The organism is Paenarthrobacter sp. 22069 (assembly GCF_052046035.1).
Taxonomy (GTDB): Bacteria; Actinomycetota; Actinomycetes; order Actinomycetales; family Micrococcaceae; genus Arthrobacter.
In genome coordinates, this window is sequence record NZ_JBQEQF010000005.1 from 156,404 (window position 1) to 171,421 (window position 15,018).

Genomic DNA, 15,018 nt, shown 5'->3' on the forward strand with positions numbered 1-15,018 from the left:
TGCCTCCCCCAACTCGGCCGCTACCCGGATTAGGTTAGCCAGCGCCCAACACCGGGACCTAGCCGGCGGCGCCGACGTTATTGAAGAGTTACTGGATGACGTCCCGCTTGCAGGACACGGAGCCTCCGCCTTCCGGGTTGCCGGGGAGCGCACAGATCTGCGCTAAGCTAAGTTCTGCCCCGCGCGAGCGGCGGCGCTGCGGCTGTAGCTCAATGGTAGAGCGCTAGCTTCCCAAGCTTGATACGCGGGTTCGATTCCCGTCAGCCGCTCCAATTCCTCCCCCGGCCCAAGCGGCCAACCACCCCGGTGATGTTTAGGCGCACGGGTGTACTGTCAGTAGTCAGGAACCTATTCGGTTCCGCTACAGGAGCAACCATGACTGACAAGTCCCCGCGTCAAACGGCATCAAAAAAGTCCGGCAAGTCCATCAAGGAAAAGCGCGCTGAGAAGAAGGCCGCCGCCGCGCCGGCCAGCTCCCTGGACAGCACGTCCACCAAGGCCGCAAAGAAGAAGTGAGCGGCCCACAGACCCGGCTGAGCCTGGGCGTCCTGGCCTCCACACGTAAACCGGATGAGCGCCGCGTACCCATCCATCCACTGCACTTCGAACGGATCGCGCCCGCACTCCGGGAGCGCATCATCCTGGAGCGGGGCTACGGCGAACGTTTCGGCGTCGCGGACAGCCACCTCTCCACGCTGGTGGGACGCATGGCGGGGAGGGACGAGCTGCTGGCGGCGGCCGACGTCGTGCTCCTGCCCAAACCGCAGACGGACGACCTCGCCGACATGCGTGACGGCCAGGTTCTCTGGGGTTGGCCGCACTGTGTCCAGGACCGCGCCATTACCCAGCTGGCCATTGACAAGAAGCTGACCCTTATCGCCTTCGAGGCCATGAACCACTGGGCCAGCGACGGCGGCTTCGGGCTCCACGTTTTCCACAAGAACAACGAGCTTGCCGGCTACTGCTCGGTCCTGCATGCCCTCGCACTGACCGGTTCCACGGGGGACTACGGGCGCCGCCTGAGCGCCGTCGTGATCGGTTTCGGAGCCACGGCCCGCGGGGCGGTCACTGCGCTGAACGCGCACGGCATCCACGACGTCCAGGTGCTCACCAACCGGGGCGTCGCCGCGGTGGGGGCACCCATCCATTCGGTGAACATCGTGCAGTTTGACCACGACGCCGAAGCTCCCTTCCTGAGCCAGGTCATCACCGAACGGGGCCGGGTTCCGCTGGCGCCGTTCCTCGCTGAAAGCGACATCGTAGTCAACTGCACCCTGCAGGACCCGAACAATCCGCTCACGTACCTGCGCACGGAGGACCTCACAGCATTCAGCCCGGGCAGCCTCATTGTCGACGTGTCCTGCGATGACGGCATGGGCTTCAGCTGGGCGCGGTCAACCACGTTCGCCGATCCGATGTTCACCGTGGGTGACCACATCAACTACTACGCGGTGGACCACAGCCCCTCGTACCTCTGGAATTCCTCCAGTTGGGAAATCAGCCAGGCCCTGCAGCCGTTCCTCGAAACAGTGATGGGCGGACCGGCCGCGTGGGAAGGCAACGACACCATCGCGCGTGCCATCGAAATACGCGACGGCGTGGTCCGCAATGACGCCGTGCTGCGGTTCCAGGAGCGGGGCCGGGAGTATCCACACCCGGCTTTACACCCGGCAACCGTATAAGTTGCGCCCTGCAACCGGGTGAAGGGGCGGCCCCTCAGGCGCCCGCATGCCGGCTGACGATCCTCAGCGGGCGGCGGCCCTTGAGGTCCAGCCGAAGCTGCAACCCGCCCTTGCGGGCCAGGATGGCAGCGACTGTCATGGCCGCGAGGGCGGGCACGCCGCCGGACACCAGCAGGGCAACACGCGGATCGGCGTGCTCTGCGATCCAGCCCAGCATGGGTCCGCCCAGCGCCTGGCCGCCGATCAGCACCATAATGTACAGGCTCATGACGCGGCCCCGGATGCCCATGTTGGAGCTGACCTGCACCAGCTGGTTGGAGCCGGTCAGGAACATGAGGCACCAGAAGCCGGACAGCACCATCACGGCCCCAAACCACACCATGGACGGGGCGAGAACTGCCAGGCAGAGCATCAGGCCGTACATCCCGGCGCAGAACACCACGGACCGCAGGCGCAGCTGCCGGCGCCGGGTGGACGCGACCGCACCTGACAACGCACCCAGTGCCACCAGGGCGTTGAGGAGCCCGTACCCGCCGGCGCCCACCTTGAAGACGTGGTCCGCGAAGGCGGCCAGAAGCACCGGCAGGCTCATGGCGAAGACAGAGATGAAGCCGGCCATCAGCCACGGCCAATAGATGGTGGGCTTGCTTAAGGCATAGCGCAAACCCTCACGAAGCATGCCCTTGCTCTTGGGTGTGGGGGCACTGACGAACAGCTGGTCCTTGCGCAGCACCAGCAGCATTGCCACGGTGGAGCAGCAGGCCACGGCGTTGGCGGCGAAAGCCCAGCCGGCCCCCACCGCCGTCAGGAGCAGGCCGGCGAGGGCGGGCCCGATCAGGCCGCCCAGCTGGAAGGTGGTGGAATTGACGCTGATGGCGTTCCGCAGATAGGTGGGGCCCACCAGCTCGTTGACGAACACCTGGCGCGCCGGCTGGTCAAGGACGGTCACCAGGCCCAGGACCAGGGCGATGCCGTACACATGCCACACCATGATGACGCCGGACAGGGCAAGGACAGCCAGGGTGGCGGCCAGGGTTGCCGCAATGCTCTGGCAGAGGATAAGGATCTTGCGCTTGGCGAACCGGTCGGCCACCATGCCGCCCCAGGGGCCGAGCAGCAGGGAGGGCAGGAACTGCAGCGCCACGGTTATTCCCACGGCCGTCACGGAGCCCGAGAGTTGCAGCACCAGCCAGTCCTGGGCAATCCGCTGCATCCAGATGGCGATGACGGCGATGAAGTGGCCCACGGCAAAGATCCGGAAGTTGGGCACTTTCAGGGAGATGAAGGTGTGCTTCCAGGGGAGCCGTTCAGCGACGACGGGAATGGGCTGGGTCTGGTTGTTCGGCGGCGTTGACCGCGCCGCGTCGATGATTGGTTGGGAGACGGAAGCCGACGAAGGCGGTGGGGGTGCCACAGGAGTGTCCTCAAAATTGCGGGCGGGCTGGGATGTCCTTAACGCTAGGCTGGCGGAGCCAATTATGGAGCTGTATGGTCCCTATAACTCGTATTGCAAAACGCAATAACCCGGCCGTTCCGGGGACCGGTCCAAAGGCAGCGGAGTAAGAAATGTTCGAACCAGCCCAGTTGCGCTCCTTCCTGGCGGTAGCGGATACGCTCAGCTTCACCAGGGCCGCCGAGCGCCTGGGCCTCGCCCAGCCCACCATCAGCCAGCACATCCGCAAGCTGGAAGCGGCCGCAAAGCGCAGCCTCATTACCCGTGACACCCGTGACGTCCGGCTTACCGACAACGGTGATGCCATGGCGGGGTTCGCGCGGACCATCCTGTCCGCCCATGACGCCGCAGCCCGCTACTTCTCCGGCTCGGCCATGCGCGGACGCCTCAGGTTCGGCACGGCGGACGACCTTGCCATCACCGGGTTGCCCCGGATCCTCCGGGAGTTCCGGCAGATCTACCCCCAGATCAACCTGGAACTGACCGTGGGGCAAAGCGACCAGCTGTACCGCAAGCTCAACGCCGGCCAACTGGACCTTGTCTTCGTGAAATGGGTTGCCGGCGCAAAAGACGGCACGGTGGTCCAGCATGATTCCTTTTCCTGGGTTGGCCTGGAACAGACCGTGCTGGAGCAGGGGATGCCTGTTCCGCTCATCGCCTATCCGGCGCCGAGCCTGAGCCGGAAACTGGCCATCGATGCCCTGGAAGCCCACGGCAGGACCTGGCGGATCACCTGCACCACGCGGCAGATCAGCGGCGTCCTGGCTGCGGTCCGGGCGGGCATCGGGGTGGCAGTCATGCCAACGTCACTGGTGCCCGAAGACCTCAAGATCATCACGCGCCGGTTCGACCTTCCGCCCGTGGGGGATGTGGACTTCACCCTGATCCGCAACCCGCTGGCCAACGCCGAGGTCATCGACGCCCTCACCCAGTCGATCGTGGGCCGGACCATTAACCGCCAAACTTAACTCTCCAACCACGCAATTTCCAGCATTTAGGTAAGTTAGGTGACCCGTGTCCATTGATAGGGGAATCGGCATCCCCTATGCTGGGTTTCCAAGGTCAAGCAGCAGGCCAGTTCACCCAAACAAGCGCCAATCCGCATGCCGGAAAACCGCTTGGGACAGGCAGCCAATGACGACAGCCAGGAACATCCACCCAGGTTCTGCGCACGCACGCCCGTACTCCACAGCACGGCCGTCCACCCGTCAGAACACCCTCGGAACCGGACACGCCTCAGTAGACTCCGGCTACGTGGGAAAACCCACCTGCGACAAGTGCCGTACGGACGAGTTCGTCTACCTCGAGTCGTACATTCCGCCCACCTACAGGCGTGACGGAACGGTAGCCACCCTAGGCGAAGTGGCCTACACCTGCACCCACTGCGAGGATTTCTCGGCCCACAGCGTCCCCGTCACCTGGACGCCGCCGGGCTGGTACCTGGGCTAGCGGACATACAAAAGGGTCCGGTGGTTGAGCTTGTGAAAACAAACCCAACCACCGGACCCTTTTTGTGCCTGCCGGCCCTAGATCAGCGCATCGGACAGGTGGTTCGGCGTACCGAACCGGTGCGCGGTGATGCTGACGGCCTGCTCGTGCAGGAACGGCAGCAGTTCCACGCGGCCCGCCTCGGTGACCGGGTGGGCGTAAATGGCCAGGTCGGGCCGGCCGCCGGTAGCTTCGGCGAGCGCGGAGGCGTCTCCCCCAATCAGCCGGATGCGGGCGCCTGACAGCTTACCCGCGGCGGCGAGGTGTCCGGCGGAAGCCAGCCAGCCGGCGTCGGACTCCACCGTAACGTCGATGTCCTGCGCGGTGAGCACCGAGCGGAGCTGGGCTGGAAGTTCGACGGCGGTGGACACGGTGAGTGCCGAACCCGCCAGCACGCCTGCCGCCACGGTCCGGACGAGGTGCGCCAGCGGCGCACCTTCGGAGAGGCGGATGGTGACGGGCAGGTTGCGGTAGCGGAAGATGTTCCGCTCGGCGGTCAGCCCGGACACGTCCTTGGCGGTACCGAACTCCTCAGCCCATGCCTCGGCGTCGGATGCCAGGGCCCGCTGGACGGACTCCAGTTCTCCGGGCTGCAATGCGGAGCCGGCCGCGTTGAGGATGCGCCGGACAGCCGGGTGGCCGACGGCGGCGGTGGCGGTGCTGCGGGCAGGGGTCCAGTCACCCAGGCCGGCGAGGTAATTGGGTCCGCCGGCCTTGGTGCCGGCACCAACAGCGGACTTCTTCCAGCCGCCGAACGGCTGGCGCTGGACGATGGCGCCGGTGATGCCGCGGTTCACGTACAGGTTTCCGGCCTGGATGCCCTCCAGCCAGGTACCCAGTTCCTCCGAGTTCAGGGAGTGCAGGCCTGCCGTGAGTCCGTACTCGATCTGGTTCTGGATGGCGATGGCCTCTTCCAGGGTGTCCGCGGTCATGATGCCCAGGACCGGGCCGAAGAACTCGGTGAGATGGAAGTAGGAACCGCGCCTGACGCCGTAGCGCACGCCCGGGCTCCACAGCCGTCCGGAGTCATCCAGCTTTCTGGGCTCCACGGCCCAGCTCTCCCCCTCGCCCAGCGTGGTCAGGGCGTTGAGGAGCTTGCCGTTGGCGGGCTCGATGATGGGGCCCATCTGGCTGGTGGGATCCTGCGGGTAGCCCACCTTGAGGGAGGTGACGGCGTCGATCAGCTGGTTGTGGAACCGCTTGGACTTCGCCACCGAGCCCACCAGGATCACCAGTGAGGCGGCGGAGCACTTCTGGCCGGCGTGGCCGAACGCGGAGTAGGCCACGTCCTTTGCGGCCAGGTCCAGGTCTGCGCTGGGGGTGACGATGATGGCGTTCTTGCCGCTGGTCTCGGCGAGCAGCGGCAGGTCCTTGCGGAAGGACCGGAACAGCTCTGCGGTTTCGTAGCCGCCGGTGAGGATCACGCGGTCCACGGCCGGGTGGGAGATCAGCTGCTGGCCCAGCTCACGTTCGCCCAGCTGGACCATGGTGAGCACGCCCTTGGGCACGCCGGCTTCCCAGAGCGCCTCCACCATCACGGCGCCGCTGCGGGCGGCCTGCTTGGCGGGCTTGATGACGACGGCGGAGCCGGCGGCGAGCGCCGCGAGGGTGGACCCGGCGGGGATGGCCACCGGGAAGTTCCACGGCGGAGTGACGACGGTGAGCTTGGCCGGGACGAAGGTGGCGCCGTCGACCGTGTCCAGCTTGCGCGCGGACTCGGCGTAGTAATGCGCGAAGTCCACTGCTTCGCTGACCTCGGGGTCGCCCTGGTCGATCGTCTTGCCGGTTTCGCTGGCCATGACCTCCAGGAGGTCGGCGCGGTGGGCCTCGAGGATTTCGCCGGCGCGGTACAGGATCTCGGCACGTTCGCCGCCTGAGAGTTCGCCCCAGGCCTTGCCCTTGTCCACGGCGTTGGCGATGGCGCTGTTGAGCGTTTCCTCGTCGTTGATGAAGGCGGCCTTCACGGCTGCATCCCCCAGGGTGGAGGACGGGACGCGCTCCAGGATGGCACGGCCCCACGTACGGTTGGCGGGCAGGGCGGGGTCGGTGTCCGGGGTGTTCCGGAAACCGGTGTGCGGCATGGGCTCCGGGGGCAGCTTACGGTCCTGGCGGCGGTTGGGCAGCGGCACACTGTTGTCCAGGGCTTCGAGGGAGGCGAGGAAGCGCTGCTTCTCGCGCTCGAAGAGCCCTTCGTTTTCGCTCAGTTCGAAGACGGCCGACATGAAGTTTTCCTGGCTGGCGCCCTCTTCCAGGCGGCGGATCAGGTAGGCGATGGCGACGTCGAACTCGGACGGGTGCACCACGGGGGTGTACAGCAGCAGGGAGCCGACGTCCTTCTTGACGGCTTCGGCCTGGCCCTGTGCCATGCCCAGCAGCATTTCGAACTCGACGCCGGATTCCACGCCGCGCTGCTTGGCCAGCAGCCACGCGAAGGCGATGTCGAACAGGTTGTGGCCCGCGACGCCGATCCGGATGTTCTTGATGCGCTCCGGGTGCAGCGAGTAGTTGATGACGCTCTTGTAGCTGGTGTCGGAGTCCTGCTTGGAGCCCCAGGTGGCCAGCGGCCAGTCGTGGAGGGAGGATTCCACCTGTTCCATGGGCAGGTTGGCGCCCTTCACCACGCGGACCTTGATGCCGGCGCCGCCGTGGGCGCGGCGTTCGGCCGCCCAGTCCTGCAGGCGGATCATCGCGGACAGCGCGTCCGGGAGGTAGGCCTGGAGCACGATGCCGGCCTCGAGGTTCTTGAATTCGGGCTTGTCCAGGATCCGGGTGAAGACCGCAATGGTCATGTCCAGGTCCTTGTACTCCTCCATGTCCAGGTTGATGAACTTGGCCTTGGGGAAGGAAGCAGCGCGCCGGAAGAGCGGGGTGAGCTTTTCGACGACGTGTTCCACGGCTTCGTCGAAGGCCCAGGCGGAGTGCGGGGCCACGGTCGAGGAGACCTTGATGGAGACGTAGTCGACGTCGGGGCGCGCCAGCAGCGTGTGCGTGCCCTCGAGCCGGCGGGAGGCTTCGTGCTCGCCGAGGACTGCCTCGCCCAGGAGGTTGACGTTGAGCTTGATGCCGTCCTTCCTGATCTTGGCGATGGCCGGGCCCAGCTTGGCGTCGGTGGCGTCAACGATCAGGTGGCCCACCATTTCGCGCAGGACCTTGCGGGCGATGGGGATGACCACCTGCGGCATGACCGGGGCCATGGTGCCGCCAAGGGCCACGGCGCTGCGCATGTACCAGGGCAGGAAGGCCGGAACCTTGGGGGCCAGCTTTGCCAGGTTGCGGGCGGCGACGTTCAGGTCTTCGGGGCGGACGACGCCGTCCACGAAGCCGACGGTGAATTCCAGGCCGTTGGGGTCCTTCAGGACACCGGCCAGCTGCTGGGCGGAAGCGTCGACGGGGACCTTGGAGGCCTCGGTCAGCCAGCGCCGGACCAGGGCGATTGCCTCATCGGCGAGGGCCTTGGCCTGGGGGACGTCGGCGTCGACTTTCTGCGGTGCCGCGCCGGCGCTCAGTACTGGTTCCATTGCAACGTGGGTCATTGTTTTCCCGTACTTTCTCTGGGTTGGGAGGAGGTCTTTTCACCAGTATGAGCTTCCACTCACATAAGATAAAGCGATCTTTTCCAACCAATACAGGTTAGGAAAACCGATGCTTCTAGAGCCTCCAAACCCCCGCCCACCTACGGCCCTCAAGGTCCAGACCCCCATCACCTGATGCAGGAAATCCGGGAACCCGTCAGCAGTACGTGAAAAGCACCAAACCCTCCCCCACGAACGTGGGAGAGGGTTTGGCAGGGCGCCTCTTTATCTGATGTCGCGTTTGGGAAGGACGCGCAATAGATGATGGGGCGTTTCGGAAATAACCGTCAGATGTGAGCGGGCGCTCTAAGAAGGGCTAAGAGAGGGGGCGGTGCAGCTCCACGAGTTCCTCGTGCCGGGGGCTGTTGGGGTTCATCAATGAATGCTTGCGTCCGTAGCCGAAGTAGATGGCAAGGCCAATGATCAGCCACACAACGAACCGCACCCAGGTTTCCCACGGCAGCTGGGTCATCAGGAATCCGGAGGCCAGGATGCCGAAGGCCGGCACCACCGGCATAAAGGGCAGCCGGAAGGTGCGCGCAGCATCAGGGCGCTTGTAACGGAAGATGATGACGGACAGGCAGACGACGACGAACGCCGCCAGGATGCCGATGTTCGTCAGGTCGGCCACTTCCTTGATGGGGAAGACACCGGCCAGGAATGCCGAGGTGATGCCCGCAATCCAGGTAACGCGCTGGGGTGTGCCGTGGCGGTCCGTCTTGGAGAACCAGCCCGGGAGGAGCCCATCGCGGCTCATTGAGAACCAGACGCGGGTGACGCCCAGCAGGAAGGTGAGCATCACGGTGAGGATGGACAGCACGGCGAACACCGAGATGATGGTGGCGACGACCGGAAGTCCCACCGAGGTGAAGGCGGAGGCGAAGCCGGCCTTCGGGTCGATGTCCTTGTAGTTCTGCATGCCGGTCAGGACCAGAGTGGCGGCTACGTAGAGGAGCATGGCCACGATCAGCGAGAGCACAATCGCCTTGGGCATGTGCTTCTTGCCGTCCTTGGCTTCCTCGGCCGCGGTACTCATGGCGTCGTAGCCAAATACTGCGAAGAATACGGTGGCCGAACCTGCCACCACGGGCCCAAAGCCGCTTGGCATGAATGGGTTGTAGTTGTTGGTGTCGATGTAGAACACGCCCAGGCCGATGATAAAGAGGATCAGGACAACCTTGATGGCGACGGCCACAAGCTCAAACCTGCCGAAAGCCTTGGTGCCCCGGGACAGGATCCATGTCACGAGCAGGCAGACCAGGATGGCGGGAATGTTGACGATGCCGCCCTTGCCCTCGTCCACCGTGGAGGTCATCCAGGCCGGCATATGGATGCCGATGCCGGCGAGGAAGGCGTCAAGGTAACCGGAGATGCCGATGGCCACCACGGCCACGATGGCGATGTACTCCAGCAGCAGGTCCCAGCCGATAAACCAGCCGATCACCTCGCCGAGCGCAACGTAGCCGTAGGTGTAGGCCGAGCCGGCGCGCGGAATCATGCCAGCGAATTCTGCGTAGGAGAGCGCCGCTGCCGCTGATGCAAGGCCGGCGATCAGGAAGGAGATCAGCACCGCGGGCCCCACACCCGGGTTGTCGCCGCTGCCTGCCGCCACCAGCCCCGCCAGGGAGAAAATGCCGACGCCGATAATGCCGCCGACGCCGATGGCCGTGAGCTGCCACAGCCCAAGGGATTTGAAGAGGCCGCTGTGCTTGTTCTCCTCTTCGATGTCGTCGACGGGTTTGCGCCGCATGATTGATTGACTCATATCTCTACTGCTCATCAAGAACTCCTGCTTGGGGTGCGGTCCCATCACGACGCACGGAACGGCTGTGATGGGCGTAACTCGATCCCAACAGTATGCGTGCGGCATTGCGTTAGATAAAGTGACTACTTCTAACCTATATTCGTTAGTTTCAGTTAGGAATGCATCATGCTGGACGTTCGCCGGCTCCGCCTGCTCCGCGAGTTAAGCATCCGGGGGACCCTTGCAGAGGTGGCCGAGGCACTGCAGTACAGCCCGTCGTCGGTATCGCAGCAGCTGGCCCTCCTGGAGAAGGAAGTGGGCGTTGAGCTGCTCCGGAAGACCGGGCGGCGGGTGCAGCTGACGCCGCAGGCCGAGGTGCTGGTGGCCCACACGGCGCAGTTGCTGGAGACCATGGAGCAGGCCGAGGCAGACCTGGCCGCGTCACTGACCACCGTGACCGGCACCGTGAGGATTGCCGTGTTCCAGTCGGCGGCACTGGCGCTGATGCCGGACACTCTGACCCGGATGGCCACCACCTACCCCGAGGTGCGGATCGAGATGATCCAGCGCGAACCGGAAACCGCGCTGCACGAAACCTGGGCCCGGGACTTCGACCTGGTGATCGCGGAGCAGTACCCCGGGCACGCTGCCCCCCGCTACCCCGAGCTGGACCGGGTGAAGCTGACCACCGACGCCATCCGGCTGGCCGTTCCGCCGGCGGCGGACGGCGGGACGGCCATCCGCGGGATCGAGCACACGGCAGAGCTGGCCTGGGTCATGGAACCCCGGGGTGCAGCGTCCCGGCACTGGGCGGAACAGGCGTGCCGCAGTGCCGGCTTCGAACCGGATGTCCGGTTCGAAACCGCCGACCTCCAGGCCCAGGCCCGGCTGATCGAGTCCGGCAACGCGGTGGCGCTGATGCCTGACCTGGTGTGGACCGGCCGCGGCACCACGGCCCAGTTGCTGGAGCTTCCCGGCAAGCCGCACCGCACCATTTTCACCTCGGTCCGCCGCTCCAGCGCGCAGCGCCCGGCCATCCTTGCCGCCAGGGAGACCCTCGCTGCGGCAGCCGCGGCAGTGGCAAGGGACGACGCCGGGTGACCGGCCGCCGTCGTACCCCTCCCTTGCTGCGCCGCCAGAGAGCACGTGGCTGCGCAGGGGCGCCCCCTGCCTGGAGCCCGGCTGACACTACGCCCGCGTACGTGACTGCAGTGTTTCCTGCGTCACTGCAGGCAACGGGCCGCAGGTCTAGACTGGAGCCGTTATGAATCGAACAATGTTCAAGTCCAAAATCCACCGGGCCACCGTGACGCACGCCGACCTGCACTATGTAGGTTCTGTCACCGTCGACCTCGATCTGCTCGAAGCCGCCGACATCCTTCCCGGCGAGCTGGTGTCCATCGTGGACGTCACTAACGGCGCGCGGCTTGAGACGTACACCATCGCCGGTGAGCGCGGTTCCGGCGTGATCGGCATCAACGGTGCAGCGGCGCACCTGATGCACGAGAACGACATCGTCATCCTGATCACCTACGCCGAAATGACCACCGAAGAGGCCAGGGCCTACGAGCCCAAGGTGGTCCACGTAGACCAGGACAACCGGATCATCCAGCTGGGCAATGATCCCGCGGAGGGCCTCACGCCCGGCATGATGCGCCCCCCTTTCGCGCTTAACAACGCCACCCTGTAACCGGAGCGTGTGTCCCGGCCCCTTCCTCCGCTGCGCCCAAAAGGCAGGCAATTGCCACAAGGCTGACCCTTGCTAGGAGTGCTGGCCGGCTTCTTCGTGGTCTGGTGCATCATCCTGGTGGGATGGTTCGTGGGCCGGCGGAAGATCCTGGGGGACAACGCGCGGCCCGTCCTCAGCGGCCTCACCTTCTTCGTCGCCAGCCCCGCCCTCCTCTTTGAAACCCTCAGCAAGGCCCGCCTGCAGGAAGTGTTCGCCGAGCCCCTGCTGGTCACGGCCGCGGCGGCAATGACCACGGCGGCTATCTTTTTCACGATCGCCAGGTTCTGGCTGAAGCGGGCACTGCCCGAGTCGCTGATGTCGGCCATGTCCGCATCCCTGGCGAACTCCGCGAACCTGGGTATTCCCATCGCGGTATATGTCCTGGGCGACGCAAGCTACGTGGCCCCACTGCTGATCTTCCAGCTGGCGTTCTTCACGCCGATGTTCCTGATGATCCTGGACTCGAGCACCAGCACGCACCGCACCACCGTGATCGGGTTCTTCCTCATGATCCTGCGCAACCCCATGATCGTGGGGTCCGGCCTGGGACTGCTGGTGGCCGGTACCGGCTTCCAGGTTCCGGCGCTGGTCATGGAGCCCATCCACCTGATCGGCGGCGCCGCCATCCCCGCGATGCTGATCGCGTTCGGCATGAGCCTGAACGGTACCCGGCCGCTGCAGGCCTCGGCGGGGCGCCGGGTGGACACCCTGCTGGCCAGCGGCTTCAAGCTCGCCGTGCAGCCGGCGCTCGCCTATGTTTTCGCCCGCTTCGCGCTGGGAATGGACGGCCACGCACTGTTCGCGCTGGTGGTCACGTCCGCCCTGCCCACCGCGCAGAACGTCTTCGTGGCCGCCAGCAGGTACCAGACCGGGCTGACCGTTGCCAAGGACACCGTGCTGATCACCACCGTGGTGGCAGTACCGGCGATGATCGGCGTCGCGCTCTTGCTGGCCTGACCGTGGCCGGCGTAACTGTTGATGGCAGCACTGACCCCTATGACAGCACCGACCCCTGGAGGGCTGATGAATACCGTGTTGGATACCGTGGTGATTGGCGGCGGAGCCATGGGCTCTGCGGCAGCGTGGGCGCTGTCCCGCCGGGGCCGCGAGGTGACGCTGGTGGAGCAGTTCGGCCCCGGGCACAAGATCGGCGCGTCCCACGGCGCCACCCGCAACCTGAACCCCGGTTACCATCAGCCCGACTACGTGGACATGCTCGCGGAGGGGCTGGCGCTGTGGGAGGAACTGGAGCAGGACAGCGGCGTGCAGTTGCTGGCGCGCACCGGCATTGTCGCCCACGGCCCCGGCGGGGACCTGCCGAAGGTCTCCCAGGCCCTCATCGAGGCCGGTATCGGCGCCGAATTCCTGGACCCCGCCGAGGCCGGAGAACGATGGCGCGGCATCCGGTTCGACCAGCAGGTCCTGCATATGCCCGACGGCGGCCAGCTCAACCCGGAGGCGGCGCTGCCCGCCTTCCAGCGGCTGGCTTCAGACCGGGGCGCCGAGATCAGGCACCACACCAAGGTGGTGGACTTCGAGGTTTTCGACGACGGCGTGCGGCTGGTGCTTGAATCCGCTGGGGGCACCGAGGTGGTCACCGCAGCCCAGGCCGTGGTCACGGCCGGCGGCTGGACGGAGAAGCTGCTGGCCAGGGTTGCGGGCAAGGACGCTGCAACGTTCCGGATCCCGAAGCTGCGGGTGACGCAGGAGCAGCCCGCGCATTTCCGAGTGGCGGACCCGGGCGCGGTGTGGCCCGGCTTCAACCACTACCCGGGCCCCGACTACCAGGGCTGGTACTCCCCCGTCTACGGGATGCAGACCCCCGGCGAAGGCATTAAGGCCGGCTGGCACGGCGTGGGCCCCGTGGTGGACCCGGACCACCGGGACTTCCTGCCCGAACCGAAACAGCTCGCCGCCCTGCAGGACTACGCACGGCAGTGGCTGCCCGGCGTCGACGCCGATTCCTTCGAGGCCATTAGCTGCACGTACACCACCACCCCGGACGAGGACTTTGTCCTGGACCGCATCGGGCCCGTCGTCATCGGTGCGGGCTTCTCCGGCCACGGCTTCAAGTTCACGCCGGTGGTGGGGCGGATCCTCGCCGACCTTGCCACCGGGACCCGGCCCGCGCCGTCGATCTTCCGGGCGTCCCGCTAGGGGCCCGACCTAGAGAAAGAGAACCAGTGATGACAATCCCAGAGGAAGTCGACACTCCAGAGATCCTGGTCGACCGGGATGTGCTCCAGCGGAACATCGACCGCATGGCCGCTGCCGTCCAGGCGAAAGGCTTGAGCCTCCGACCCCACGTGAAAACCCACAAGGTGCCCGAAATCGCGCAACTGCAGCTGGCGGCCGGTGCAGTCGGCATCACTGTAGCCACCCTCGGGGAGGCTGAAGTCTTCGCAGAACACGGAGCTACCGACATCTTCATCGCTTACCCCATCTGGGTCGGTCCTCGTCAAGCCGAACGCCTGCGCCGGCTTGCTGCCACCACAAAGATCTCAGTAGGACTCGATTCACGGGAGGCCGCCCAAGCAATGGGAGCGTCCTTGGATGACGCAACCGGCGACTTTGACGTGCTGCTGGAAATCGACAGTGGCCATCACCGAAGCGGAATCGCCCCAGGTGCGGTCGTTGACGTGGCCCACGCCGCGGCACGCGCCGGGCTGAGGGTCAAAGGCGTCTTCACCTTCCCGGGCCACAGCTACGCCCCCGGGATGCCCCTGAAAGCAACCGAAGAAGAACGGTTGGCCCTCAGGCAGGCCTCGGACCTGCTCACACAAGCAGGATTTGAAATCCTGCATCGCAGCGGCGGTTCAACTCCCACAGCCACTCTCACCGGTGATTCCGTAGCCACCGAGGTCCGGCCAGGAGTTTATGTGTTCAATGACGCCCAGCAACTGGAACTGGAACGATGCGCCCCTGAAGACATCGCGCTGACCGTCGCCGCAACAGTGGTAAGCCGGCATGAGGGCGACGACGTCATACCGCGACGGATCGTCCTGGACTCTGGCAGCAAAATCCTAGGCGGCGACCGACCTGCGTGGGCCACCGGCTTTGGACGTCTGCTCGACTATCCCGAAGCACGTATCACCGCGCTCTCGGAACATCACGCGACCGTGGTCTGGCCAGCAGATGCAGAGCTCCCGCCTCTCGGAGGGCGGTTACGGGTAATACCGAACCACGTATGCGTGGCCGTGAATCTGGTTGACGAGATCACTGTCGTCAACAGCGGCAAAATCGTGGACCGCTGGCGCGTAGCCGCACGCGGAAAAAACAAATAGCGCTGGGAAGAAAACACACATTCGCCCTTAGGGCTTGTCTGTAGGAACATCCCCGCCGGCGGCAGC

General features: G+C 65.6%; 12 protein-coding genes and 1 tRNA gene. 10 read left to right on the top strand and 3 right to left on the bottom strand.

Annotated elements, in window-relative coordinates; all coding sequences use genetic code 11:
• Positions 1-198 precede the first annotated feature (198 nt).
• From ACTJK0_RS05810 to ACTJK0_RS05820, 3 genes are all read left to right on the top strand, one after another.
• Positions 199-272, top strand: a tRNA-Gly gene (locus tag ACTJK0_RS05810).
• Between the two features lie 103 nt (positions 273-375).
• Entirely contained in the window at positions 376-516 is a 141-nt protein-coding gene (locus tag ACTJK0_RS05815; RefSeq protein WP_181422514.1) for a hypothetical protein, read from the top strand.
• Entirely contained in the window at positions 513-1,682 is a 1,170-nt protein-coding gene (locus tag ACTJK0_RS05820; RefSeq protein ID WP_440744577.1) for a N(5)-(carboxyethyl)ornithine synthase, read from the top strand. The genes ACTJK0_RS05815 and ACTJK0_RS05820 overlap by 4 nt, the downstream gene beginning before the upstream one ends.
• A 34-nt stretch (positions 1,683-1,716) precedes the next feature.
• Here the strand turns inward: ACTJK0_RS05820 and ACTJK0_RS05825 are convergent, their stop codons facing one another.
• The gene (locus tag ACTJK0_RS05825) at positions 1,717-3,096 is read right to left on the bottom strand and encodes an MFS transporter (protein WP_110545359.1); all 1,380 of its coding nucleotides are present in this window, start codon (positions 3,094-3,096) and stop codon (positions 1,717-1,719) included.
• 152 nt (positions 3,097-3,248) lie between these two features.
• Between ACTJK0_RS05825 and ACTJK0_RS05830 the strand changes: the two genes are divergently transcribed.
• Positions 3,249-4,103 carry a LysR substrate-binding domain-containing protein gene (locus ACTJK0_RS05830; protein WP_440744578.1) on the top strand — a complete coding sequence of 285 codons (855 nt, stop codon included), beginning with the start codon at positions 3,249-3,251 and terminating at the stop codon, positions 4,101-4,103.
• 286 nt (positions 4,104-4,389) lie between these two features.
• Positions 4,390-4,584, top strand: a complete 195-nt coding sequence (locus ACTJK0_RS05835) for a hypothetical protein (RefSeq protein ID WP_440744579.1) — start codon at positions 4,390-4,392, stop codon at positions 4,582-4,584.
• A 77-nt stretch (positions 4,585-4,661) separates the two neighbouring features.
• On the opposite strand, the gene ACTJK0_RS05840 is transcribed toward ACTJK0_RS05835, so the two are convergent.
• The gene (locus tag ACTJK0_RS05840; RefSeq protein WP_440744580.1) at positions 4,662-8,156 is read right to left on the bottom strand and encodes a bifunctional proline dehydrogenase/L-glutamate gamma-semialdehyde dehydrogenase; all 3,495 of its coding nucleotides are present in this window, start codon (positions 8,154-8,156) and stop codon (positions 4,662-4,664) included.
• 355 nt (positions 8,157-8,511) lie between these two features.
• Positions 8,512-9,960, bottom strand: a complete 1,449-nt coding sequence (locus ACTJK0_RS05845) for an amino acid permease (protein ID WP_440744581.1) — start codon at positions 9,958-9,960, stop codon at positions 8,512-8,514.
• A 165-nt stretch (positions 9,961-10,125) separates the two neighbouring features.
• Here ACTJK0_RS05845 and ACTJK0_RS05850 point away from each other — a divergent pair, with 165 nt between their 5' ends.
• From ACTJK0_RS05850 to ACTJK0_RS05870, 5 genes are all read left to right on the top strand, one after another.
• Entirely contained in the window at positions 10,126-11,040 is a 915-nt protein-coding gene (locus ACTJK0_RS05850; RefSeq protein WP_440744582.1) for a LysR family transcriptional regulator, read from the top strand.
• A gap of 163 nt (positions 11,041-11,203) precedes the next feature.
• A complete protein-coding gene (gene panD, locus ACTJK0_RS05855) occupies positions 11,204-11,629 on the top strand; it encodes an aspartate 1-decarboxylase (RefSeq protein WP_440166843.1) in 426 nt (141 codons plus the stop codon).
• A 69-nt stretch (positions 11,630-11,698) separates the two neighbouring features.
• A complete protein-coding gene (locus ACTJK0_RS05860) occupies positions 11,699-12,625 on the top strand; it encodes an AEC family transporter (RefSeq protein WP_440744583.1) in 927 nt (308 codons plus the stop codon).
• Between the two features lie 66 nt (positions 12,626-12,691).
• The gene (locus ACTJK0_RS05865; protein ID WP_440744584.1) at positions 12,692-13,825 is read left to right on the top strand and encodes an FAD-dependent oxidoreductase; all 1,134 of its coding nucleotides are present in this window, start codon (positions 12,692-12,694) and stop codon (positions 13,823-13,825) included.
• Between the two features lie 26 nt (positions 13,826-13,851).
• Positions 13,852-14,952, top strand: a complete 1,101-nt coding sequence (locus tag ACTJK0_RS05870) for a D-TA family PLP-dependent enzyme (RefSeq protein WP_440744585.1) — start codon at positions 13,852-13,854, stop codon at positions 14,950-14,952.
• The last annotated feature ends 66 nt before the right edge of the window (positions 14,953-15,018 follow it).